The 22,623-nt window shown below is 65.0% G+C and carries 24 protein-coding genes; all 24 read right to left on the reverse strand.

The window, feature by feature from the left end; genetic code table 11:
- Window positions 1-78: 78 nt before the first annotated feature.
- Window positions 79-1,704 (reverse strand): DNA repair protein RecN, encoded by a 1,626-nt coding sequence (recN, locus tag U1E26_05635; GenBank protein MDZ4169118.1) that lies wholly within the window; start codon window positions 1,702-1,704, stop codon window positions 79-81.
- Window positions 1,705-2,556 carry an NAD(+)/NADH kinase gene (locus U1E26_05640; GenBank protein MDZ4169119.1) on the reverse strand — a complete coding sequence of 284 codons (852 nt, stop codon included), beginning with the start codon at window positions 2,554-2,556 and terminating at the stop codon, window positions 1,705-1,707.
- Window positions 2,534-3,352, reverse strand: a complete 819-nt coding sequence (locus tag U1E26_05645; GenBank protein MDZ4169120.1) for a TlyA family RNA methyltransferase — start codon at window positions 3,350-3,352, stop codon at window positions 2,534-2,536. The genes U1E26_05640 and U1E26_05645 overlap by 23 nt, the downstream gene beginning before the upstream one ends.
- Window positions 3,318-5,270 carry a 1-deoxy-D-xylulose-5-phosphate synthase gene (dxs, locus tag U1E26_05650; GenBank protein MDZ4169121.1) on the reverse strand — a complete coding sequence of 651 codons (1,953 nt, stop codon included), beginning with the start codon at window positions 5,268-5,270 and terminating at the stop codon, window positions 3,318-3,320. Before dxs ends, U1E26_05645 begins: the two co-directional genes overlap by 35 nt.
- Window positions 5,271-5,275: 5 nt before the next feature.
- Complete coding sequence (gene xseB / locus U1E26_05655) at window positions 5,276-5,557, reverse strand: exodeoxyribonuclease VII small subunit (GenBank protein MDZ4169122.1); 282 nt, start codon at window positions 5,555-5,557, stop codon at window positions 5,276-5,278.
- Window positions 5,550-5,978 (reverse strand): transcription antitermination factor NusB, encoded by a 429-nt coding sequence (nusB, locus tag U1E26_05660; GenBank protein ID MDZ4169123.1) that lies wholly within the window; start codon window positions 5,976-5,978, stop codon window positions 5,550-5,552. The genes xseB and nusB overlap by 8 nt, the downstream gene beginning before the upstream one ends.
- A gap of 3 nt (window positions 5,979-5,981) precedes the next feature.
- Complete coding sequence (locus U1E26_05665) at window positions 5,982-6,332, reverse strand: Asp23/Gls24 family envelope stress response protein (protein MDZ4169124.1); 351 nt, start codon at window positions 6,330-6,332, stop codon at window positions 5,982-5,984.
- A gap of 24 nt (window positions 6,333-6,356) precedes the next feature.
- Window positions 6,357-7,706 carry an acetyl-CoA carboxylase biotin carboxylase subunit gene (gene accC / locus U1E26_05670; GenBank protein MDZ4169125.1) on the reverse strand — a complete coding sequence of 450 codons (1,350 nt, stop codon included), beginning with the start codon at window positions 7,704-7,706 and terminating at the stop codon, window positions 6,357-6,359.
- Window positions 7,707-7,723: 17 nt separating this feature from the next.
- Window positions 7,724-9,571: an acetyl-CoA carboxylase biotin carboxyl carrier protein gene (gene accB / locus U1E26_05675; GenBank protein ID MDZ4169126.1), complete on the reverse strand. Its 1,848-nt coding sequence runs from the start codon at window positions 9,569-9,571 to the stop codon at window positions 7,724-7,726.
- Between the two features lie 163 nt (window positions 9,572-9,734).
- Window positions 9,735-10,295 (reverse strand): elongation factor P, encoded by a 561-nt coding sequence (gene efp, locus U1E26_05680; protein ID MDZ4169127.1) that lies wholly within the window; start codon window positions 10,293-10,295, stop codon window positions 9,735-9,737.
- A 43-nt stretch (window positions 10,296-10,338) separates the two neighbouring features.
- Window positions 10,339-11,427 carry an aminopeptidase P family protein gene (locus U1E26_05685; protein MDZ4169128.1) on the reverse strand — a complete coding sequence of 363 codons (1,089 nt, stop codon included), beginning with the start codon at window positions 11,425-11,427 and terminating at the stop codon, window positions 10,339-10,341.
- Window positions 11,424-11,867: a type II 3-dehydroquinate dehydratase gene (gene aroQ, locus U1E26_05690; protein MDZ4169129.1), complete on the reverse strand. Its 444-nt coding sequence runs from the start codon at window positions 11,865-11,867 to the stop codon at window positions 11,424-11,426. Before aroQ ends, U1E26_05685 begins: the two co-directional genes overlap by 4 nt.
- Entirely contained in the window at window positions 11,864-12,976 is a 1,113-nt protein-coding gene (gene aroB / locus U1E26_05695) for a 3-dehydroquinate synthase (protein ID MDZ4169130.1), read from the reverse strand. Before aroB ends, aroQ begins: the two co-directional genes overlap by 4 nt.
- Window positions 12,973-13,491, reverse strand: coding sequence for a shikimate kinase (locus tag U1E26_05700; GenBank protein MDZ4169131.1), 519 nt, complete (start codon window positions 13,489-13,491; stop codon window positions 12,973-12,975). Before U1E26_05700 ends, aroB begins: the two co-directional genes overlap by 4 nt.
- Entirely contained in the window at window positions 13,488-14,639 is a 1,152-nt protein-coding gene (aroC, locus tag U1E26_05705) for a chorismate synthase (protein ID MDZ4169132.1), read from the reverse strand. Before aroC ends, U1E26_05700 begins: the two co-directional genes overlap by 4 nt.
- Before the next feature lie 66 nt (window positions 14,640-14,705).
- Complete coding sequence (locus tag U1E26_05710; GenBank protein ID MDZ4169133.1) at window positions 14,706-15,299, reverse strand: hypothetical protein; 594 nt, start codon at window positions 15,297-15,299, stop codon at window positions 14,706-14,708.
- Window positions 15,300-15,311: 12 nt separating this feature from the next.
- Window positions 15,312-15,953 carry a type 4a pilus biogenesis protein PilO gene (gene pilO, locus U1E26_05715; GenBank protein ID MDZ4169134.1) on the reverse strand — a complete coding sequence of 214 codons (642 nt, stop codon included), beginning with the start codon at window positions 15,951-15,953 and terminating at the stop codon, window positions 15,312-15,314.
- Window positions 15,950-16,615, reverse strand: a complete 666-nt coding sequence (locus U1E26_05720) for a hypothetical protein (protein MDZ4169135.1) — start codon at window positions 16,613-16,615, stop codon at window positions 15,950-15,952. The genes pilO and U1E26_05720 overlap by 4 nt, the downstream gene beginning before the upstream one ends.
- Window positions 16,616-17,734: a type IV pilus assembly protein PilM gene (gene pilM / locus U1E26_05725; GenBank protein MDZ4169136.1), complete on the reverse strand. Its 1,119-nt coding sequence runs from the start codon at window positions 17,732-17,734 to the stop codon at window positions 16,616-16,618.
- A gap of 114 nt (window positions 17,735-17,848) precedes the next feature.
- On the reverse strand, window positions 17,849-19,093 hold the full coding sequence (locus U1E26_05730; protein ID MDZ4169137.1) for a hypothetical protein: 1,245 nt from the start codon (window positions 19,091-19,093) through the stop codon (window positions 17,849-17,851).
- Window positions 19,094-19,111: 18 nt separating this feature from the next.
- Window positions 19,112-19,657, reverse strand: a complete 546-nt coding sequence (locus U1E26_05735) for a prepilin-type N-terminal cleavage/methylation domain-containing protein (GenBank protein MDZ4169138.1) — start codon at window positions 19,655-19,657, stop codon at window positions 19,112-19,114.
- Complete coding sequence (locus U1E26_05740) at window positions 19,657-21,216, reverse strand: hypothetical protein (protein MDZ4169139.1); 1,560 nt, start codon at window positions 21,214-21,216, stop codon at window positions 19,657-19,659. Before U1E26_05740 ends, U1E26_05735 begins: the two co-directional genes overlap by 1 nt.
- 127 nt (window positions 21,217-21,343) lie before the next feature.
- On the reverse strand, window positions 21,344-22,165 hold the full coding sequence (locus U1E26_05745) for a prepilin peptidase (protein ID MDZ4169140.1): 822 nt from the start codon (window positions 22,163-22,165) through the stop codon (window positions 21,344-21,346).
- A gap of 195 nt (window positions 22,166-22,360) precedes the next feature.
- Window positions 22,361-22,623: hypothetical protein (locus U1E26_05750; protein MDZ4169141.1), on the reverse strand; the 263-nt coding region annotated here is incomplete at its 5' end.

Below are 22,623 nucleotides of genomic sequence, written 5' to 3' on the forward strand. Positions count from 1 at the left end.
GGGCGCGACCTGCGCGGTATCCTACCACGCATCCATAGCGCCCTTGTGAGCGAGCCGCGCAGACACCTGCGGCCTCTCTTATGCCTCCCGCGCCTGCGCAAGAAGCTCGGCAGCGTGCATCCTGCTGGCGTCCGAGACCGCGCCCGACAGCATCCGGGCGATCTCGGCGACTCGGTCCTCGCCCTCCACAGGCACCACCGTCGTGGCCACGCCCTCGTCCTGCGCGAGCTTGCGCACCACGAGATGTGCGTCCGCAAACGCGGCGACCTGCGCCAGGTGCGTCACGACGATGACCTGATGGGTGCGCGCGAGCCGGGCCAGCCGCTGGCCGATCGAGATCGCCGTCGCCCCACCGATGCCGGCGTCCACTTCATCGAACACGAGCGTCTCGACCCGATCCGCGCTTCCCAAGACCCCCTTCAGGGCGAGCATCACGCGGGAGAGCTCGCCGCCTGATGCAATGCGCGCAAGGGAGCGAGCGGGTTGCCCTTCGGCCGGCGAGTACAGGAACTCACACGTATGCGGTCCCTCGGGGTTCCACTGGCCCCACGGCAGGTCGGCGAACGCGATCTCGAACGAAGCCCCCGTCATCGCCAACTCAGCGGCCTCCCGGCCGAGCGCCTCGCTGAATCCGGGCGCAGCGGCGCGGCGCACGCCGTCGAGAGCGCCCCCGGCATCCTTGAGCGTGCTGCCGGTGCGCTCCACGAGCGCACGCGCCTCGGCGAGTGCCTCCTCGCCCGCATCAACCGCCGCAAGGCCGTGTGCGGCCCGCTCTCGTGCGTCGATCACATCGCCCAGGGTGGGCCCGTAGCGCCTCTTGAGTGACGTGAGCGCCGCAAGTCGCACGTGCGCGGCATCGAGGGCGGCCGGGTCATGCTCGACGCCATCGCGATAGCGCCGCAGCGTGGCACTCGCATCATCGACCAACGTGCCTGCCTCTCCCACACGAGCGGCGAGGTCGTCGAGTGCGGGGTCGATACCGGCGAGACGTGCAAGCGCCGCCTGGGCGGCTGAGACCGCATCGAGCGCTCCGCCGTCACCGCGCAGAAGCCCGACGGCCTCAGAGGCGGCCTCGGCGAGCCGCTCGGCGTGCGTCCACGCAGGCAGACGCGCTTCGATCATCTCGTCCTCACCCGGGGCGGGAGCAACCTTGTCGACCTCATCGACGAGAAATCGCAGGCGGTCCGCGTCGTGCAGTGCTTCGGCGACAAGGCGCTCACGTTGCGCCAACGCCCCCACCGACTGCGCATAGGCCTCGAACGCCTCACGGTAGGTCGCACGTGCCGGTTCGCACGACTCGGGAGCCCACCGGTCGAGGAAGCCGATGTGGGTCGCTGTGGCGAGCAGCGCCTGATGCTCGTGTTGGCCGTGCAGGTCGACCAGGGGCCCGACGCGCTCTGCAAGCGCGCCCACCGTCGCCATCTCCCCGTCCACGACGCAGCGGCTGCGCCCGTCGGCGCTCACGCGACGCCTCACGATCAGATCACACCCCGAGGCCGTGAACGTGCCTTCCACGACGGCCTCGACCGCACCGGCGCGCACCGCTGAGGTGTCGGCTCGCTCGCCGACAAGCAGCTTGAGCGCTCCGAGCAAGACCGTCTTGCCCGCGCCGGTCTCGCCGGTCAGCACGGTCATCCCGCTGCCGAATCCGAGCCAGGCCTCCTCGATGAGCGCGAGGTCGCGAACATGGAGTTCTTCGAGCATCTAGCGACCCCCGAAGAACTCCTCGGCGACGGTCTCGTAGAAATCCCGACCGTCGAGTTTGGCCAACAGCACGTCGTGCTCCGCCCTAGAGACCACCAGCCGCTCCACCGCACGCCGACAGGGCATCGGGGCGCCGTCCACCGTGATACACGCGTCGGATCGCTGCGGGTCGGACAGCACGATCTCAACCGTCTCAGCCGCCTCGGTCACCAACGCTCGGCTGCGCAGCGTGTGCGCAGCGACCGGCACGATGACCATGCCGCCGAAACCGGGTGCCACCACAGGCCCGCCGGCAGAAAGGGCGTAGGCGGTCGAACCGGTGGCGGTTGCCACTATCACGCCGTCGCCAGACAGCCGCGCAACCTCGTGGCCGCCCACATGGATGTCGAACGCTATCACGCGGCGCGAGGTGCCCCTCGAGACGACCACCTCATTGAGCGCGCGATACGTTCCGGCGTTACGTCCGTCCATGATCACCTCGGCCTTGAGCGTGGTGCGTCTCTCGATCAAGACATCGCCCGCCAGGGTGGACAGAATCGCCTCGCGCATGCGCTCGGGCGTCGCTCCGGACAGGAATCCCAGCCGTCCGAACTTCACCCCGAGGATGGGCACGGCCACATCACCCACCAGGTGAACCGCCTTGAGAATGGTGCCGTCGCCGCCGAGGGCCACCACGAGCACGGGCTCGCCGATGTCGCGGCTGGCTATGCCGAATCCTTCGAGCCCGCACGCCTCGGCGTCCGCGGCGACCAGCGCCGGCTCGATGCCGTTAGCGCCGCACCAGGCCGCTATCTCGCCCGTCCCGCGGAGTGCGGATTCGTTCGTGATATCAGGTACGAGCAGGACGCGCACGCATGCCTCCCAGTGCCTCGTGGGCCGCTTCGACGACGGACTCCGCGGATACGTCCACCCGCTCGCCACCGAAGCTCGCCCATGTCAGGAACTCGATGTTACCTTGCGGCCCTGTCAGGGGCGAGAAGGTCAGCCCTCTGACCACGAGCCCGCCAGCCTCCAATGCCCGCACAACGTCGCTCAGGGCCTCCGTGTGTACCGCCGGATCCTTCACGACGCCTCGTTTTCCCACGTTCGACTTACCAGCTTCAAACTGCGGCTTAACCAGCATCACGAGATGGGCATCGGCGCCCATGAGCGCGAGCAGGCTCGGTAGTACGATCCGAAGCGATATGAACGACAGGTCCGCAACGACCACATCAAACGGTGCACCGAGCGCCGCAGGGTCAGCGGCGCGGATGTTCAGGCGCTCGAAGACGGTCACGCGGTCATCGCACCTCAGGGACCACGCCAACTGCCCGTAGCCGACGTCGACCGCAACCACCGATGCCGCACCAGCCTGCAGAAGACAGTCGGTGAAGCCACCGGTCGACGCACCGACATCGACCGCCCGCAACCCCGAGACATCCAGCGCGAACTCATCAAGAGCCGCTGCCAGTTTGTCTCCCCCGCGAGAGACGAATCGCCGACGCTGCGTTACTTCGATCGGCGCGTCCTCGTCTACCTGATCGCCCGCCTTGAGCACGATCTGCCCGGCTACGCGGACCTCGCCCGCCAAGACGGCAGCACGAGCCTGTTCGCGGGAGGCGAACAACCCCTGCTCAGCGAGCAGCGCGTCGATGCGCCGGCGCACCATCGGATCCCACCGTCGATTCGTTCGTGCCTGGCTGCGTGCCAGGCCGTTCGTTGAGCCGTCTGAGAACGCCATCACGGATTCCTTGGGGCGTGAGACCGACCTCTTCAAGGAGCAGACCCATCGCCCCGTGAGTGACGAAGCAGTCGGGGACGGCGATACGGAGCAGCGGCACCGCAAGGCCCATGTCGGCATACACTTCGGCGACCGCGGCACCGAACCCACCGCAGGCGGTGTTCTCTTCTGCCGTCACCACCAAGCGGTGACCGAGCGCGGCCTCCTTGGCTGCATCGCTATCAAGCGGCTTGACCCAGCGCATGTCGTACACGGACGCCGTGATGCCCTCCTCGGCGAGAAGCTCCGCTGCGGCCTCGGCGGCGCCGACCATCCGGCCTACCGCCAAGATGGCCACGTCCGTGCCCCGACGCCTGATCTCCGCACAGCCCGGCGTCCAGATCTGCGTCTCCGCGGGCAGACCGACACCGCTGCCCGCTCCGCGCGGGTAGCGGATGGCCACAGGGCCGTCCGCCGCAAGCGCGGTATGGAGTGCATGCGCAAGCTCCGCCTCATCGGAGGGCGCAAGCACCATCATGTTTGGAATGGACCTCAGGTACGTGAGGTCGAATACGCCATGGTGCGTGGGTCCGTCCTCCCCCACGAGTCCGGCCCGGTCCAGACAGAAGACCACATGCAGGTTCTGAAGCGATACGTCCATGATGAGTTGGTCGTACGCCCGCTGCATGAACGTCGAGTAGATGGCGACGACGGGGAGTCTGCCGCCCAGCGCCAGACCGGCGGCGAGGCCAACTGCGTGCTCCTCGGCTATGCCCACATCGAAGAACCGTGCGGGAAACTCGTCCGCGAACCGATCGAGTCCGGTGCCGGACGGCATCGCTGCGGTGATCGCCACGATCCGCTCCTCACGCCGGGCCTCTTCGACAAGCGCGCGCGAGAAGGCCTCGGTGAAGCTGATCGGCCCGCCCGAACCGTTCGCCTTACCGGTCTCGATCGAGAAGGGTCCGATGCCATGGAAGGCGTCGGGCTGATCCTCTGCGTGTTCGTAGCCCGCACCCTTGCGCGTCACCGCATGGATGATCACCGGTCCGTCGGTACGGGCTGCCGCCGCAACGGCTGATTCGACGGCCGCGACATCGTGCCCGTCAATCGGACCGACGTACTTGAGTCCCAGCTCTTCGAACAGCATGCCGGGGACCAACAACTGCTTCACGGATTCTTTGACCGCCTCGCCGGCATCGACCATAGCGCGCCCAAGCGGCATGGTTGACAGGCGAGACTCCACGCCATCACGAAGCCGCACGTAGCGCGGGTCCAGCCGCACCCGGGCCAGATAGCTCGCGAGCGCTCCCACGTTCTCAGATATCGACATCTCGTTGTCGTTGAGCACGATCACCATCCGTGCCCCGAGGTGTCCGATGTGGTTGAGGGCCTCAAACGCCATCCCGCCGGTCATCGAACCGTCGCCTATGACCACGAGCACGTTCTCGGCACCGCCTCGGGCATCCCGGGCGAGCGCCATGCCGAGCGCTACCGACAGCGAGTCTGAGGCGTGCCCCGCGTCGAAGGAGTCGAACGGCGACTCGTTGCGCTTAGGGAAACCGCACACTCCACCGTACTGGCGCAACGTCGAGAAGCGATCACGCCGCCCCGTCAGCAACTTGTGGACGTAACTCTGGTGGCCAACATCGAAGATCACACGATCGTCGGGGCAATCCAGCGCCCGGTGTATGCCCAAGGTGAGCTCAACGACTCCCAAGTTGGGTGCGAGGTGCCCGCCTGTCGATGAAACGGTGCTGATGAGTTCCGCTCTGATCTCGCTCGCCAGCTGGACAAGCTCGTCTGAGTCCAACCCCTTGACGTCACAGGGGGACTCGATGGTATCGAGCAGCCGGACGGGATTCACTTGGCTCAGTTCAGCTCCGTCGTCTCATCGTCGGCACCTGCGGCGGTTGGCGCACTATCGCCGTCAGCGGTCTCGTCGGCGGAGTCCGCGTCGTCGAGCTCGCTTGCGCTACCTGCGTCCTCCCAATCGGCGTGGTCGATCAGCTCGGTGCACTGGTTGGCGAGCTTGACGCCCTCTTCAAGCAGGTCGAGGCTCTTCTCGAGCGACGTGTCCTTCTTGCGGACCTGCGTCACGATCTCCTCGAGTCGGGCACGAGCCTGAGTGAAAGTGCGCGGTTCTTCAGTCATGCAACCCTCCCGGGGTGCCACTGCGCTCGGCGATTCGGCCAAGCACTCCATTGACGAACTTCGATGACTCGTCTCCCCCATAGACCTTCGCCAGTTCGACGGCCTCGTTGATGGCGACGCTGTGCGGAACGTCAGCCAGATAGCGCAGTTCATAGGTGGCGATGCGCAAGATGTTCTTGTCCACGAGCGGCATGCGCGAGACGGACCAGTGCTCGGAGGTCTCGCCGATCACGCTGTCGAGGTCACCCATGTGTTCTTCGACGCCCAGTGCGAGTTGCCTTGAGAATTCGTCGGGGACACCCTCTTCGAGAGTGTAGCTCTCGTCTGCGAGGATCTTCTCGATTCCATCACCGGTCACTTCGCGCTGATAGAGCATCTGCAAAGCCTGGATGCGTGCGCGATGGCGCTCGGTTCGTACCATGGCCTACTCGGAGAACACGAGGCCGTCGACGTACACGTCGACCGCCTCAACCGGGACCCCGACCTGACTGGCCAGCGCCTCTGCCACAGCCTGCTGCACACCCGCCGCCACCACGCGAAGATGCTCGCCGTACGTGATCTGGATGTGCACCGTCACCGTGAGAGCGTTGTCCTCGCCCACGGTCACATCGACTGCCCGCGACGAGCCCTTGCGCGCGCCCTTCTGGACGAGCCCGGCGATACCGGGTGCACCGACGCTCGCGACGCCATCGACCCCCTCGGTCGCGACGATGACGATCGTGTCCAAGACTCCCGGCGCTACGCCGAGCCCCTCAAGGCGAATCTCATCAGACATGGTGTCGCTCCTGGCAGACGCCGGTCATCCGGCGTTCATCTCGGTGTCAATGAAGTCAGTATAGACCTCGCCTCGCACGAACGCGGGGGTCTCGAGCACGCTCAGGTGGAACGGTATCGTCGTGGCGATTCCCGTGACGATGAACTCGTCTAGGGCGCGGTGCCCGCGCGCTATAGCCTCTTCGCGCGTTTCTCCCCACACGATGAGCTTTCCCAGGAGCGAATCGTAGTTCGGCGGAACCGTGTAGCCGGAGTACACGTGGCTGTCCACACGCACCCCGAAGCCGCCGGGCGGGCTGAACACCGCGACCGTCCCGGGATTAGGACGGAAGTTGTGCGCCGGGTCTTCAGCGTTGATGCGAAACTCGATGGCGTGGCCGCGCAGCACGATCTGGTCCTGCCGCGCGTGCTTCATGGGCAGACCTGCCGCGATTCGAATCTGTTCCTTGATGATATCGACGCCGGTGATCTGCTCGGTCACCGGGTGCTCTACCTGCACACGGGTGTTCATCTCCATGAAGTAGAAGCGGCCGTCGGTGTCGAGCAGGAATTCGATGGTGCCCGCGTTGACGTAGTCGACGTTCTTGACAAGCTTGATGGCGGCCTCGCCCATCGCTGCACGCGTCTCGGGGTCAAGCGCGGGGCTCGGCGCTTCCTCGACGAGCTTCTGGTGGCGCCGCTGAATGGAGCAGTCTCGCTCGAACAGATACACCGCGTTGCCCTGGGTGTCCGCCAGCACCTGGATCTCCACGTGCCGTGGCCGGAGCAGATACTTCTCAAGATAGACTTCGTCGTTTCCGAATGACGCAGCCGCTTCGGTCTTTGCGGCCGTGAAGTTGGCTGCTAGTTCGGACTCGTCCTTGGCGACTCGCATGCCCTTGCCGCCACCGCCTGCCGATGCCTTGATCAGTACGGGGAAGCCGACCTCACGGGCGAAGCGCAACGCCTCCTCGGCAGTATCCACCGGGCCGTCCGAACCCGGCACGCACGGCACACCGGCCGCCGCAGCCGTCGTCCGCGCCTGCGCCTTGTCGCCCATGCGGTCGATAGCATCAGGCGATGGCCCGATGAAGGTCAGGCCCGAGTCGGCACACGCTCGGGCGAACGCGGCGTTCTCCGACAGGAACCCGTAGCCCGGGTGCACCGCCTGGGCACCCGTCGTCAGCGCCGCGGAGATGATGTTGGGCATGTTGAGATAGGACTGAGTGGACGGGGCGGGCCCCACGCATACCGCGTGATCGGCCATGCGCGCGGGCAACGAGTCCCGATCGGCCTCTGAGTAGACGGCGACCGTCTCTATGCCCATCTCGCGCGCGGCCCTGATGACCCGCAGCGCCACTTCGCCGCGGTTGGCGATGAGAATACGCTGAAACACGCTTCCGCCTCTCCCCGCTAGGCGGGTTCGTAGTAGAAGAGCACCGTCCCGTACTCAACGGGATCGCCGGTCTCGACACCGATCTCACGGATGGTGCCCGCCTCTTCGGTGGTGATCTCGTTCATGAGCTTCATCGCCTCGACGATGCACAGCGCCTGACCTTCGGCCACCGCATCGCCGACGGCGACGAACGGCGCGGCGCCTGGCGCCGGAGCCGCGTAGAACGTACCCACCATAGGCGCCACGACGGTCTTCCACGTGGCGGGTCGGTCAGCGACCGGCGCCGAAGGAGCACCCACCGGCTCAGCCGGTGCGCTCGCAACCGGTGCAGCCGGTGCCGGTGCGCTCGCAACCACCGCGCCCGCCTTGCGAATCGCGATCTTGGAGTCACCCTCCTCGATGACGATCTCTGCGACGTCCGAGGCCTCCAGGACCTTGATCAGCTCGCGAATATCGTTGACGTTCACTGAGTCTCCCTCTCTGACTGTGTCTACCTCGCCGCCCATCAGGAACACGGCTTCCTCGGCACCTTCTTGGTGCGCCGTGAGGTACGTGCGTGCCTCGTTCGGGAAGAGCGCGTACATGAGTACGTCCTCTTCGTTCTTGGCGAGGTCACCGATCTCTGCCTCGGCCTCGGCGTAGGTGCCCCGCGCAAGTGAGCCGGGACGGGTCTCAGGCCCCAGCGGCTGAGTGTCACCGAGGACCTTGGCCACAATGGCCTTGTCCATGGGACCGGGTGCCTTGCCGTAGAGCCCCTTCAGGTAGTCCTTCATCTCTTCGGGCACAATCGCCCAGCGCTTGCCGGTGAGCACGTTTATGACGGCCTGCGTGCCGACGATCTGGGACAGCGGCGTCACGAGGGGCGGGTAGCCGACCTCGGCCCGCACCCGGGGAATCTCCCGCAGTACGTCGGGCAGTCTGTCCGCCGCCTTCTGTAGCTCGAGTTGGCTGACGAGGTTCGACATCATCCCGCCGGGCACCTGGTGGCTGAACACCTCCATGGACAGCAAGGTCGTGATGCCGCGCTTGAGGCCCTTCGACGAGCGAACCGCCTCCCAGTACTCGGCGATCTCGAAGAGCAGGTCGAGGTCCAGACCGCTGTCGTACGGGCTTTCCTTGAGAGCCGCGACGATCATCTCGACGGCCGGCTGGCTGTTGCCGAACGCGAGCGCCACGACGGCGGTGTCGATGATGTCTGCGCCGGCCTCCGCAGCCTTGAGGTAGTTCATGGGCGCCATGCCGCCGATGTAGTGACAGTGAACGTGGACCGGCAGGCCCACCTCGTCCTTGAGCGCACGCACCATGCGTTCGGTCCTAAACGGCGTGAGCATGCCCGCCATGTCCTTGATAGCGATCGTATCCGCACCTATCTCCTTGAGCTGATGCGCATACTCGATGAAGGCGTCAAGCGTGTGAACGGGCGATACGGTATAGCTGATGGCGCCCTCGAAGTGACCGCCGGCCGCCTTGACCGCGCGCCCCGCCACCTCGACGTTGCGAATGTCGTTCAAGGCATCGAAGACGCGAAACACATCTATGCCGTTACGCTTGGACGCACGGACGAAACGCTCGACTATGTCATCACTGTAGTGGCGATACCCTACGAGGTTCTGCCCGCGCAGAAGCATCTGCAGCGGCGTCTTGGGGCAATGCTGCTTGATGACCCGAAGACGATCCCACGGGTTCTCGTCGAGGAACCGGAGGCTCGAGTCAAAGGTGGCTCCGCCCCACACCTCGAGCGACCAGTAGCCGACCGAGTCCATCTTGGGCAGGATCGGCAGCATGTCGCCGAGCTCCATGCGTGTGGCCCACAAAGACTGGTGCGCGTCTCTAAGCGTGGTGTCCGTTATGTGAATAGGTCGCATCGCGACTCCCTTTGCATACAGCGAGCGAGCGGCCCCGGCACGAAGGCTTCGTGCCGCGTAGTCCGAAGATTATATACGAGCGTGCCCCGCACGACACTTCAAGAATGAAGCACGGCCGGGCGGCCGGATGGAAGTGCCGATCTGCGGACAGAGACGGTTCGCTCTAGACGCGGGTGATGTAGCGCCCGTCTCGCGTGTCGACTTTGATCCTCTCGCCCGCGTTGACGAACATGGGTACCTGCACGACCGCGCCCGTCTCGAGCGTAGCGGGCTTCGTGCCGCCCTGAACGGTGTCGCCCTTGAAGCCGGGGTCCGTTTCGGTGACCTCGAGCTCGACGAACATGGGGGGCTCTACGCCCATGTAGTCGCCGTCGGCGGTCATGATCTCGACCTCTTCGTTCTCTTTGAGCCACTTGGAGGCCTCACCGACGAAGTCGCTGTCGAGTTCAACCTGTTCGTAGCTCGTGTTGTCCATGAAGTGGAACGTCGAACCGTCGCTGTAGAGGTACTGCATCTTCTTCGTCTCGATGCGAACGTCCTCGAACTTCTCGCCTGCGCGAAACGTGTAGTCAACGACGCGCCCGCTCTCCAGCTCCTTGAGTTTCGTGCGCACGAACGCTCCGCCCTTGCCGGGCTTGACGTGCTGGAACTCGACGATGACCCAACGCTTGCCCTCGTGGATGATGCACATGCCGTTCTTGAAGTTCGCGGTGGTGACTGACATCCCTTGCCTCGACTCTCCTGGTACGCGGCGCGCCCTGCGCCGGCTATCCGGTCTCTATCAGGTCCTTCGTCGAGTGAGACAGCAGGCGCGCGCCTGCGTCTTCGACGACTACCAAGTCTTCAATTCTAACACCGCCGTAGCCCTCGACGTAGACACCCGGCTCTATGGTGATGACGCTACCGCACAGAACGCTGCGGGTGGCGCGCGGGCCGACGTTGGGCAACTCGTGGACCTCCCTGCCCACGCCGTGCCCGAGTCCGTGGCCGAACAGCTCGCCGAAGCCGTGGGATGCGATGAGGGCGCGGGCCGCGGCATCGATGACGTTGCCCGGCACGTCGGGTCGTACGGCATCGATGCCGGCGAGGTTGGCGGCGAGCACGGCGGCGTAGATCTCACGCTGTCGCTGACTGGCGCAACCCACCACCACGGTACGTGTCATGTCGGAGCAGTAGCCATCGACGCACGCCCCGAAGTCGAGCTTGACGAAGTCGCCTGCCTCAAACGCACGCCTCGTCACTCGCGCATGCGGGAGTGCTGAGTTGGGGCCGCTGGCCACGATCGGGGGAAACGCCACGCCCTCGCTGCCTTCGCGACGCATGAAGACCTCCAGATCGAGGGCGATGTCGCGCTCAACCGCACCCACCACCAGGCGAGGGAGGATGAAGTCGAAGGTGCGGTCCGCCAGCGCGGCGGCAGCGGCGATTCGAGCCACCTCGCCCGGCTCTTTGACCTGCCGGACCTCCTCGACCCAGCCGTCAACCACCTCCACGGCGCCGCCGAACCGCTCTGAGATGAACCTGAAGCGTCCGTACGCCACACTCGACTCAAGCGTCAGCGTTCCTACCCCGCTGGCGACCAGATCGGTGCACAGGGTGAGGTAGAGGTTCTCGCGGACCTTGATCACATCCCAGCACGTGCCATCGGCTGCGCCGGACATCACCTCAAAGTAGCGCGAGTCGGTGTAGATGCGCGTGGATTCGGCGTCCACTACAACGGCATGCGCATCCTCGCCATCGAAGACACCACTGAAACCCGTCAGGTAGGCGATGTTGACCGGATCGGTCACGACGAAGGCGTCCGCTCCGCTATCCGCAAGCCGTGTCCTTACGCTTCTGATGCGACCCTGGCTCACCGGTCCGCCGAGACGATTCGAGCCGCAGCACGCAGCCCAAGCAGATAGCTCTCGACGCCGAAGCCCGAGATCTGGCCCACGCAGGCAGGAGCGATCACGCTGGTGGCACGGAACTGCTCGCGTGCATGGATGTTTGAGAGGTGCACCTCCACGACGGGCAGGCCCGACGCGGCGACGGCATCGCGCAACGCGTACGAGTAATGCGTGAACGCGCCCGGGTTGAATACGACCGCGTCGCACTCGCCCCGAACCTCATGGAGAGCGTCGACCAGCGCACCCTCGTGATTGCTTTGCACGAAGCTCAGCGAAACGCCGATCTCATCGGCCAGCGCCGCCATCGCGGCCTCGACCTCAGGAAGCGTGGTGGAGCCGTAGACCTCCGGCTCGCGCGTACCGAGCAGGTTCAGATTAGGGCCGTTCATGACGAGGATTCTCTTCACGCGTCCTCCCCTTTTCTCTTCGTGGCAGCCCACGCGACAAGGTGGTCGTCGATAACGCTACTCCGCACGACCTCACAGCGCCACTCACCGGGCGAGTTGATGAGCACCATGCGCACCGCGCCGGCCCGCGATTTCTTGTCCGCGCGCATGGCGTCGTGCACAAGGCCGGGCATCACCTTGGTGTCGAGCGGTCCGAGGCCGAGCGCGTCCAAGAGGCGGTCCTGCCGTAGCACGAACTCTTTGTCGGCCCCCGCAACCTCGACTGCCACGCGCGCGGCGAAGCGCATACCCTCGGCCACCGCCGCTCCGTGGGTGAAGACGCCGTAGCCTGCGACCTTCTCGACGGCATGGCCCAACGTGTGACCGTAGTTGAGGCACTCGCGCGGGCCCTCTTCGCGCTCGTCTCGGGCGACCACCGCCGCCTTGAAGCGCACACAGCGCTCGACCGCCTCTGCCACCGCGCCGGGCTCACGCGCCACCACATCGGCGGACGCGCCTTCAAACCACCCGAGCATCTCCTCGCCGTCAAGCACCGCCGTCTTCGCGACCTCGGCCAGTCCGCTGCGCCATTCGTCATCGGGTAGCGTGGCAAGCGTTGCGGTGTCTGCAACCGTCACCAGTGGCTGTTTGAACGCCCCGGCCAGATTCTTGCCCGCGATCAGGTCGACTGCCGTCTTTCCCCCGACCGACGAATCGACCATGGCAAGTAGTGTGGTGGGAACCTGTACGAAATCGACCCCCCGCAGGTAGACGGAGGCCACGAACCCGACCAGGTCGCCCACGACGCCTCCGCCGAGCGCGACCACAACATCCTCCCGCGAGAGCCCTTTGGCGGCGAGGGCCTCGAGGAGCTCACCTGCAAGGCTCCACTCCTTGGTCGATTCGCCCGGAGGTACCGTGAGCGACACGACCTTGAACCCCGCGCGGGCAAGCGAGATATCGGCGCGCATGCCGTACGTCTGGGCGACGTTCTCGTCGCTCACGAGCGCCACGGTCTGAGCGCCGGTGCACTCACGGACGAGCGACCCGAGGCGCTCGATCGCTCCGTCGCCGATGACCACGTCGTAGCCGCCTGTCGGCATGTCGACTCGAACCCTGCGATCACTCACGAAACATCCTCCACCTTAGCGAGCAGCGCGGTCGCCACCTCATCGGGGGTATGGCCACCGGTCTGGATGCTCACGTCGGCCACCGAGCGATACAGTCCTTCGCGCGCCTGCAGTAGGGTCGTCGCCGCCAGGGTGCCCGAACCTCCGGCAAGCAGAGGGCGCGTGGTCACGTCGCCGATGCGGGCGATGGCTTCGGCTGCGCTGACCTCAAGTAACACGACGATCCCCATGCGCTTGAGCGCCGCGCGGTTCTCAGGCGACAGTACGACGCCCCCACCGCAGGCGACAACCGAGGGTTCGACGCCCTCTAAAGCGAGCAGCGCTTCAGTCTCAAGCGCGCGGAAGGCCGCTTCACCCGAAACGGTGAACACCTCAGCGATGCTCGCTCCCTGCTGGGCCTCGATGCGCTGATCGATATCGACACACGGTATACCAAGACGGTCAGCGACGACCGACGCGACCGTTGACTTGCCCGAACCCATGAAACCGACGAGGAAGATGTGTCCGCGCCTCATCGCGCGATCCGTCCGCGGTAGCGCTCGACGCCTGAGACGATATCTTCAAGGCAGTCGCCTCCGAAGCTTGCGAGGTAGGCACGGGCTAGCACGAACGCCACTTCTGCCTCGGCGACCACGGCCGCGGCCGGCACAGCGCAGACGTCGCTACGCTCCTTGCTGGCGTCAACGACCTCATGTGAATCCAGATCCACGCTAGAAAGTGGAGTCATGAGCGTCGGAATCGGCTTCATCGCCGCACGCACCACGAGAGCCTCCCCGTTCGACATGCCACCTTCCATGCCCCCCGCCCGGTTCGACGTGCGCGCGTAGCCGGAGCCCTCGTGCCATACGATCTCGTCATGAACCTCGCTGCCGCGGCGGGTCGCCGAAGCGAACCCGTCGCCGAACTCAACTCCCTTGATGGCGGGGATGGAGATGATCGCGGCCGCAAGGGCTGAGTCGAGACGGCGATCGGCCTCGGCGTAGGAACCAAGACCGGGCACGAGGCCCGTGGCGAAGACGGCGAACGTGCCGCCGAGCGACTCGCCGTCGTGACGCGCCGCGTCGATGGCCACCCTCATCCGGGCGGCCGCATCAACGTCTGAGGTGCTCACGTCGCTGTCTGCCACCGCGTCCCAGTCGATGTCGGCAGGATCGTCCGGCACCATCGCATCGATCCCTCCGACCGAGGTGACCACTGAGCGAACCTGCACGCCCACGCAGTCGAGGAACGCCTTGGCCACGCCTCCGGCGGCCACTCGAGCGGCGGTCTCACGGGCACTCGCCCGCTCAAGTATGTCGCGCGTGTCGTCAGAGCCGGTCTTGAGCACGCCCGCCAAGTCGGCGTGCCCCGGGCGAGGCTGGGTGACGCGCACGCCGTCGGGCTTCTCTCCCGCGACGGCCATCACATCGGTCCAGTTGTCCCAGTCCCGATTCGCAACCGCCAGCGCGATCGGCGCGCCGATCGAACGCCCGAACCGGACGCCGGACAGCACGGATACTCGGTCTGTTTCGATTCTTTGCCGCCCGCCGCGCCCGTAGCCACCCTGGCGCCGCGCCAGATCGATGTCGATAGCGGCCGTGTCGATAGGAATCCCTGCGGGAACCGCAGTCACGATAGCGGTGAGAACACGCCCGTGAGACTCGCCAGCGGTGGTGTAGCGCATGCGCGGGCCCTTCTGGGATGGGGTGTGATCGCGTGCGCCGATTCTAGCAAAGCCGTGAGCGGGCGGTTACTTGGAGCTGCCCTGACCCACCGTCAGTGTCACCTGGCTGTCGCCGTACAGCATGACCGCGGTGTTGCCGTCCAAGGAGATGACCTTCCACGGCGTGCCGATGAGCACGTCGCCCTCGCCCGCCTGGAACTCCGCGCCATTCCAGAAGAAGGTCCCCACCGGCTGGCCGTCCACCGTAGCGATGCTTGCGAGAAATAGTGTATCCAGCGGAAGGTCAGTCGGAACAAGGCTGGTCGCATCCACGGACTCCGATGGCGGCGCCGAAGGCTTAACCGTAGGCGCGAAGATGTTTCGAAACGCGAAGGTGTCGGACAAACGAGGGTCGCGACGCTGCGAGGCGACATCCGTCTCGGCTGTCTGGGTGGTGACCACAACGTCGCCGGGGGTGTTCACGATGATATCTGTGGCCGCGTTGAAGATGAAGACGAACGCGATGACCGTGAGGATGAGGCCGATGATCACGACGATCGCCCCACCGATGACGATCTTGCCGGCCGTCGTCGCCAGGAAGCCGGCCAGACCGGCCTTCGGCGTGTCAGCCTGCGGAGCCTGAGTCGTAGCATCGGGTGTGTTGAACGGTCCTACCACCATCAGTCCCCTGACCTAGGGCGCCGGCGCCGGTGCGGGCGCGGGCGCGGGTGCGGTCGTGGCTGTCGTGCTTCCGGCCGGAATCACGTAGGCGTACACAAAGACCTCCGTGGAGACCTGATAGTACGGCGGAACCTTGATGTCAGTGGGTGCCGGATCATCGGCATCAGGTTCTGGGGCGACGTTGGACAGCATCTTGATGATGCGCAACTGCCTCGGCAGGCGACGAAGCTGCTGAAGGTAGTCGACCGTATCAGCCCATGGGCCGACCACTTTCAGAGTCAAGGGAATCGGGATGTGGGGCTGGCCCTCGACTCCCAGCGGGTCTCCGGGAACGACGCTGGTCAGTCGGACACCGGAGTCAAATGCGAGGTCCTGTAGATCGATTATCAGACTGGGCAGATCCGGGTTCTCCGGCACCGCGACCGCCAGCTGAAGAAGCTGCGCATCGGTGACGGCGGCACGGTCCTTGATCGCGCCCCTCTGCTCAAGCAGCGAGCTCGCCGCATCGGCGTCCTGCGTCGCAGCATCGATCTTGACCCGCAACTCCCGCCCTTGGTTGAGCGCGGGGACCACCAGCGCAGCGACCAACGCCACGACCACCAACACCGCAGCAACGGCCGTCAGAATCAGCCTGTTCCTCGGATTCAGGTTCATGGGGTCGCCTGCACCGTGCCGGGCGCCACACCAGGAACCACGGTAGAAGCGCTGATGTCGAACCGAACGCCCGGTACCTCTTCGAAGTCGGTCGCGATGCCCTGATAGTCCGCGAAGGCCTCTTCGACGGCCTCAGCGAGCCACACGTTGTAGAGAGAATCGGTCAAAGACGCCGCACGTACGAGCGTGGCGGCCACGGACTTGAACCCACCCTTGACCGAGGTGCCCTCGGATCCGGGAGTGAAGCCGAGCAACTGGCACGTTTCCTCGGCCGGAGCCCCAGGCACGCCGTTGGGCGGAGCCGTCAGCCGAACCTGAGTCAGCCAGACTTCTTCGGGGAGTACCTGTGAGACTTCTTCGGCGATGCGCCCGATGTCCACGCGCCCCGCGAGCGCCACCGTGGCGGCCTCCTGCCGTGCGGCCACATCCTGCTCCTTGAGCTCGAACACCGCGAGACTGTCCGCCTGCTTGCGCAGGTCGGCGGCCGTCTGTTCGATGCTTTGGAGTTCAGATGAGCGGGCCGACGCGACGAACTGAAGGTAGCCCCACACGACCAGCACGAGGCCCACGAGTACCGCCGCTGCGATGAAGACGTACGGATAGAAGCGCTCGTACTTGCGGCGCTCGATGATCTCCGGAGGTAGAAGGTTGATGCGTATCATCTACGCGATCCCCCCAAGCGCCAGCCCGACTGCGGGCGCACAGCCCATTCGGTCGGCGAGGACGACGTTCTCGCTGCCCGGCTGTGTGACGATGCGGGCGAGCGGATCGCCCAGCACGATGTTGGTCTGCAGGCCCTTCTCGAGATAGTTCGGGAGACTGCGCAGCATGGAGCCTGATCCCGTGAGGATGATGCGGCGAATCGTCCGCACCTGAGTCGCCTGCGTGAGGTAGTAGTCGATTGAACGCCGGACCTCACCGATAAAGCGATTCGTCTCACGCTCGAGGGCCTGCTGGGCCACCTGGGCCATCTCCGCATCTACTCCCGGTATGGCGAGTGGCGATCCGTCGACGTTGGGCAGCCCGACGCGGATCTTGAGATCCTCGGCCTCGTCGTAGGTCAGGTTCAGCACGTTGGCTATTGCCTGGGTGAACTGCTTGCCGGCGAGCGCGGACACGCGGGTGAATCGCGGTACGCCCTTCTCCACCACGACGATGTTAGTCAGACCCGACGTGATGTGAATGAGGCCGGTGGCCCCGCCCGCGTCGTCATCGGGAAGCACCGCGCTGTCGATGCCCATGAGAGAGCGAACCAGCGCGAACGCGGTGAGGTCGATACGTTCCAGTTTGAGGCCGGCGGCCTCGACGGTGGTGACCGCCCCGTTGATCATGTCGCGCGATGCCGCCACGAGAAGGACTTCCATCATGTGTTCGTCAGCGGGGGTCATGTAGTCGCCGATGATCTCGTAGCTGAGGATGGCCTCTTCCACGGGAATCGGGATGTAGTCCTGCGCCTGATACTGGATGGCGCCCGCCAGCTCGGCCTTCTCCATGAACGGTAGGTCGATCAGACGAACGACGACCTTCTGGTTGGCTATGCCGATGGCGACTTCCTTCTGACGGAAGCCGGCCTCTTTCCAGAGTTGCGAGACTGCGGATGCGGCAGCTTGGGGGTCGACGATCTCCCCTTCGACGACCGCGCCGAAGGGCATCACGGAACGCCCGTACCCGGAAAGAACCATCCCTCCGGAACCTGGGCGCACGCGAGCAGCCCGGACATAATCAGTACCGATGTCCAGGCCGATCGGAGGCTGTGCCAAGCCGAGCCCGACAGGAGCCAACGCTTCCTCCCTCGTCCACAATCACTGCTGCGTAGTGTGCTTCGTCTCTTACTGCTGCGATGGTCCCGCGGAAATGATACCAACTGCGAGGGATGTCAACAACTACCGGCGCAATCAGCGGCGCACCCAGTCCCCGCGAGCGGTGAAGCCGGACAGACCCGGCATACCGTTAGGGACGATGTCTCCGAGCCCCGGCTGGTTGCACAGCAGCGTGCCGGTGGTCTGGATGTTGATGCTGTTCACGATCATCGAGCCACGGAAACTGTTGTGAGCGTTGTTGGGCACATTGTAGTTGCCGTTCAGGAAGACGGCGGCAACGACCCAGTCGCTGTCCTTCGTTGACGTCAGGTCTCCTGGCGACATCAGTCCGAGGCAGTTGCCGGCGTCCATCTTCGGGAGCGCATTACCGTAGAGGGTCTCCGTCAAGCCATTCAGGGGACGAATCTCACCCTGTACGATGAAGCCGTCCTCGCTCACGATGGTGCCGGCGCCCTTATAGCCGCTGATATTGGTGGCGAATGTGACGGTCCCCTTCACGTAGATGACCGCGCCGTCCCTGATCCACAGCACGCCAGCCCCATCAACGGCGATCGGATCGGTGCCGGGAGTACCGAACGGGGTACCCAGCGTCAAGTCGCCGGGATAGACGACGTCGGCATCCGCTTCGTACTGCGCCATATTCGCGCTGGATATCGTCGGGATGGTGAGGTCGGGCGCCGAACCCTTCAGGTTCGTGTAGTAGTTGCCGCCCGTGGGGACCGGCCCGTACGCGTCCACGCGATTCGTTGACGTCCCCACACCTGCGCTGCCCTTGGCGGTCCACTCGCCGTCCTTGATGAAGACCGGGCCGCCGTACATATCACTGTTAGAACCCCACTCCATGTCACCATTGACGTAGAGGGAGCCGATGATGGTCGAGTTGCCGTTGAAGCCGTTGCGCACACCGATGGAGGACTCGGCGCCGCCCGAGATGTTCATGTCCCACAGGTTCAGGTACTGGAAACGGGTGAGCACTTCTTCGCTCTTGTCGCCGACCGTGCCGACGACGCTCAGCTCGTACACACCCGTGCTACCCGCGACGGGCACGACCCGTGCAACGTAGGTCCCGCCGTCCCGGGTCACCGTCTTGGGGTACTGATCGATTCTGTCGAGGCTGAAGAACGAGAGCTCCTGCTCCAAACCCGCACTCGCGAGTTGGTACGATTGGTTCAACTCCATGCCCTTGACGGATTCGTGGAGCGTCTGGCTCGCCAGCACATAGCCACCGAGTGAGACCGCGGTTATCAGCGCCACTGCCCCCATCGTGAAGACGAGTGCGAATCCGCCCTGAGCGTCTCTGCGTGTGGTCATCATGATCATCCAGCCCTCGCTGTCGGCTTACTGGTTCCTGAAGTAGACACGCCGGGTGTCCCTGAACGTCGCACTCCCGCGATTGCTCACTACGGTGATTCGGACGTTGTCGATGATCGCCGCGTTCGTCGCGGTGGCACTACCGTTGTAGTACGCGAACAGCGCCGTGTTGCTCGAGCGGTTCGCATTGGTACGCGAGAGGATCACCGTTCTGACCAGCGTGCGGGTAGCGCCATTGACGGTATGGATCTGCTGAGTCAGCGTCCCGTCGGTGTTGGCCGTGAACGTATGCTCTTGAGGGAAGCCCGTGGTGTAGGTGCTGGGCAGCCGGATCGTCGCGGTATTCGCGTTCATCACGAATCCGCTCACCGCCACCCGCTGCGAGAACGAGTGGTCCATCGCTTGGAGGGGATAGTTCACATCGCGGGCGTACTGGGACTGTGCCTCCGCTACTTCCTGTGAGCGGTAGCCGAAGTCGATGCTCATATAGGTGAGCGCCAAGACAAACCCCATCAGGGCAAGAACCACCAGCAACTCCGTCAGGCTGAGCCCGCTGTCGTTGCGCCAGCGCACTACATCCCCCAATCGGCCGACAGGTTGCGGGTCGTATTCGCCGCCGGGGCGACCGTCACCTTGCCGATGTTGGTTTCCATCGCCGGCAGCACGGTGCCACCGGCGTAGCCGCTCGGCGTGATGCCCGTGATCGTCACCTGGAACTGGTAGGCCACCAATGCGCCGTTCGACCATGCCGCAGAGGACAGCGTGACGTAGCCGGAGTTCTGGGTCACGGTGATGGGGGTGACAGGCCACGCCGTCCATGCGCCGCCGGGCACGCGATACCTGACACTGTAGACCGGCGTGCCCGTGAAGGGGAAGTTCGGCTTCGTGACTTTGAGTGAGGGTGTGGTGGCGTACCTGTTGCCGGACTTCGAACCGTAAGCCACCGTGCTTTGCGCGCTCGAGTCGCAGATCAGCTCGGGGCGCGTCACCACGAGACTCGTCGAATCCGCATAGGACTCACCGATGCCGCGCGGCCTGCCGGAGTGCACGCGAACGAAGAACCGGCTGAACGGGGGTGATGCGCGCGTGAGCGCCGGGCCTGAAACGGTCACCGACGTATCCCTGGAGAGGGGTCCCTTGTTGAGGATGGCCTCAGCGACGGTCGCTGCGGCCGGAGTCGTGCTCTGCACGGCCAACGGCCACGTTAACGGCGAGGTGGTACCCGTCAGCGGCTGCCGATAGACCGAATACTGATACTGGCTTGCCCAGAACCAGGCCGCCGGATCCTCACCGGCGCCGCCATCACGGGCCGCGTCCCATGTCAACCGCACGCTTGCCGAATCAAGACCGATGCCGCTTGGTATTCCCGGCGCGAGCGCGGGCGTGTTATCCAGGATGAAGCGGCGATTGACCGATGCCGTGCGCTGTTCGCTGTCGACCGCCGTCACCGTCACCGTCTGGAAGCCGTCAGCGAGCGAGCCCGCCGCCGTATTCCAGGTTGGGGAAGCGTAGTACGGGTTGCTGGTCGGGGTGAAGATCGCGGACGAGCCGTTGCCCTGCGTCAGTGTCGTCCCGGCTACCTGGTAGCGGATCTCACTGAGCGAGGCCGACGGACTGTCAGCGCGGGTCTTGAGGATGATGGCGCCGCCACCGAGACGTTCGCCCGCGAAGAAAACCTCGTCGGCAGTCGGGGCATCCGCGGTGAACGCGATCGTAGGCGCATCGGGATCGGAGTCAAGCGTCATGTTGTTGCTGGGATTGCGGATCACAACGCTTGTAGAGTAGCTGAGGGTCTCGCCCTGCATCTCTCCTGTCGCCGTGATCCTGACGAGCTTGTAGTACTCATTCCCCCCGGCGGACTTCGTCTCGACGGTCATGTTCACATCGACGAGAACCCCGCTGTAATCGCGCTGAGTAGAGCCGGATACCAGTTGATCAAAGGGCAGACCGCGCAGCCGGTCGATCTCCGAGGCGACGGCGTTGACGAGGACGGTCTTCTGCTTGGCTTGGACGGTCATCGACGACGACACGCCCATCAACCCGATGATCCCCGTCAGCACAAAGAACATGATTGCGACCGAAAAAAGGACCTCAGCCAACGAGAACCCGTCGCTTCTGTTCAGCTTACCCATCGCTGCTCGCCTCTCCCTGATCGCACAGCATCTGCGCGAGCGCCGCGCGAACGCGCAGTCCCACACTTCCTATATCGGCAGCGCAGCGCCGGACTTGACAGCCCAAGGCGCACTTCTGTGACAGGCATCACGCCAACAAGGATGCGTACCAATCCCATGCGGCGGGACCGAACACCGTGACGATGACGGCACCGAGAGCAAGAAAGGGGCCGAAGGGGACGCGCGCGGCAAGCCCATCAGGCGAGCGCCTGGCCGCCGCAACGCCCACAAACGCCCCGATCACACTCGCAGCGAACAGGACCAGCAGCGTGTACAAACCAAGAAAGGGGCCCATCGCGGCCAGAAGCTTCACGTCGCCCATGCCGAAACCCTCGCGCTTGCGCGTACGCTCGTAAACGAGCGCGATGCCCAAAGACAGACCCGATGCCGCCACGGCACCGAGAACCGCGAAGAGCACCGGGCTGGATAGCGGCCCCTCAGCGGCAAGTAGCAGCGGAAGCGCCGATGTGCCCGCCACGAATGACGTGATAACGCCAGCCACCCCCACGCCGGCCAGCAGACCTACGAGCGCGTTCGGAAGCCGATACGTGTCCAGGTCGATCATCGCCAGGATCAACAACAGGTAGAAGAAGGCGATAGCGAAGAGTGTGCGCAGTGTGGGTCCGTAGAGCACCAACGCAAGCAGCCACAGCAGACCGGAGGACAGCTCGACCACCGGGTAGCGGGCCGAGATGCGACCGCCGCAACCACGGCAGCGGCCTCGAAGCACCAGCCAAGACAGCACCGGAACGTTGTCGTACCAGGCGATGGGGTGTTCGCACGCGGGACAGCGCGACGGCGGAAACGAGAGCGACTCGCCACGCGGGTAGCGCCAGATCACGACGTTGGCGAAGCTGCCGAAGACAAGGCCGAGCACGAAGGCGAGTGCCGGCCAGCCGAACTGTGCCACGTGTTCTCCCAACGACGTGCAGGCCTAAGCCTTGTGCGTGATTTCAGACGCCAGTCTAGCAGCGGTCTGTCCGCGAGGCGAAACCCGTACAGGCGGGCGCAATGGGATGGGGAGCACAAAGAGGGAAGCCGGGGCGGATGCCCCGGCTTCCCGGTCTGGTGCGTTCGTAGAGCGTTGCGTGCGACGACCCCGTGACTAGTGAGCCACGTCCGCGCAGTCGTACATGCCGCCGGTCATGGTGTAAGCATTGGCAGCGGCCTTGGGGCAAACCGGCCATGCCCGGAGATAACCCGGAACGAGGTTAGCCTGGGTGGCATCGGCTTCGACGTTGCCCGGAGCGGCTGCGACATACTGCTGGACTGCGCCACTGAGCGTACGCTCGTTGGCCTGGCACGTCTTGGTCTCAGCGTTGGCCGAGGCGGCGTTGAAGACCGGGATTGCGACTGCGATGAGGATAC

The sequence above is a fragment of the Coriobacteriia bacterium genome (genome assembly GCA_034370385.1).
Lineage (GTDB): Bacteria > Actinomycetota > Coriobacteriia > Anaerosomatales > PHET01 > JAXMKZ01.

Excerpts from the sequence above, each read along its gene's own strand:
- efp (MDZ4169127.1), bottom strand. The coding sequence starts at position 10,295 with ATGTCAGTCACCACCGCGAACTTCAAGAACGGCATGTGCATCATCCAC.
- U1E26_05700 (MDZ4169131.1), bottom strand. The coding sequence starts at position 13,491 with ATGAGGCGCGGACACATCTTCCTCGTCGGTTTCATGGGTTCGGGCAAG.
- U1E26_05665 (MDZ4169124.1), bottom strand. The coding sequence starts at position 6,332 with ATGTCTGATGAGATTCGCCTTGAGGGGCTCGGCGTAGCGCCGGGAGTC.
- nusB (MDZ4169123.1), bottom strand. The coding sequence starts at position 5,978 with ATGGTACGAACCGAGCGCCATCGCGCACGCATCCAGGCTTTGCAGATG.
- pilO (MDZ4169134.1), bottom strand. The coding sequence starts at position 15,953 with ATGAACCTGAATCCGAGGAACAGGCTGATTCTGACGGCCGTTGCTGCG.
- U1E26_05740 (MDZ4169139.1), bottom strand. The coding sequence starts at position 21,216 with ATGGGTAAGCTGAACAGAAGCGACGGGTTCTCGTTGGCTGAGGTCCTT.
- U1E26_05645 (MDZ4169120.1), bottom strand. The coding sequence starts at position 3,352 with ATGGTGCGCCGGCGCATCGACGCGCTGCTCGCTGAGCAGGGGTTGTTC.
- xseB (MDZ4169122.1), bottom strand. The coding sequence starts at position 5,557 with ATGACTGAAGAACCGCGCACTTTCACTCAGGCTCGTGCCCGACTCGAG.
- U1E26_05730 (MDZ4169137.1), bottom strand. The coding sequence starts at position 19,093 with ATGATCATGATGACCACACGCAGAGACGCTCAGGGCGGATTCGCACTC.
- accB (MDZ4169126.1), bottom strand. The coding sequence starts at position 9,571 with ATGCGACCTATTCACATAACGGACACCACGCTTAGAGACGCGCACCAG.
- U1E26_05720 (MDZ4169135.1), bottom strand. The coding sequence starts at position 16,615 with ATGATACGCATCAACCTTCTACCTCCGGAGATCATCGAGCGCCGCAAG.
- aroC (MDZ4169132.1), bottom strand. The coding sequence starts at position 14,639 with ATGCGCTACACCACCGCTGGCGAGTCTCACGGGCGTGTTCTCACCGCT.
- recN (MDZ4169118.1), bottom strand. The coding sequence starts at position 1,704 with ATGCTCGAAGAACTCCATGTTCGCGACCTCGCGCTCATCGAGGAGGCC.
- U1E26_05710 (MDZ4169133.1), bottom strand. The coding sequence starts at position 15,299 with ATGGTGGTAGGACCGTTCAACACACCCGATGCTACGACTCAGGCTCCG.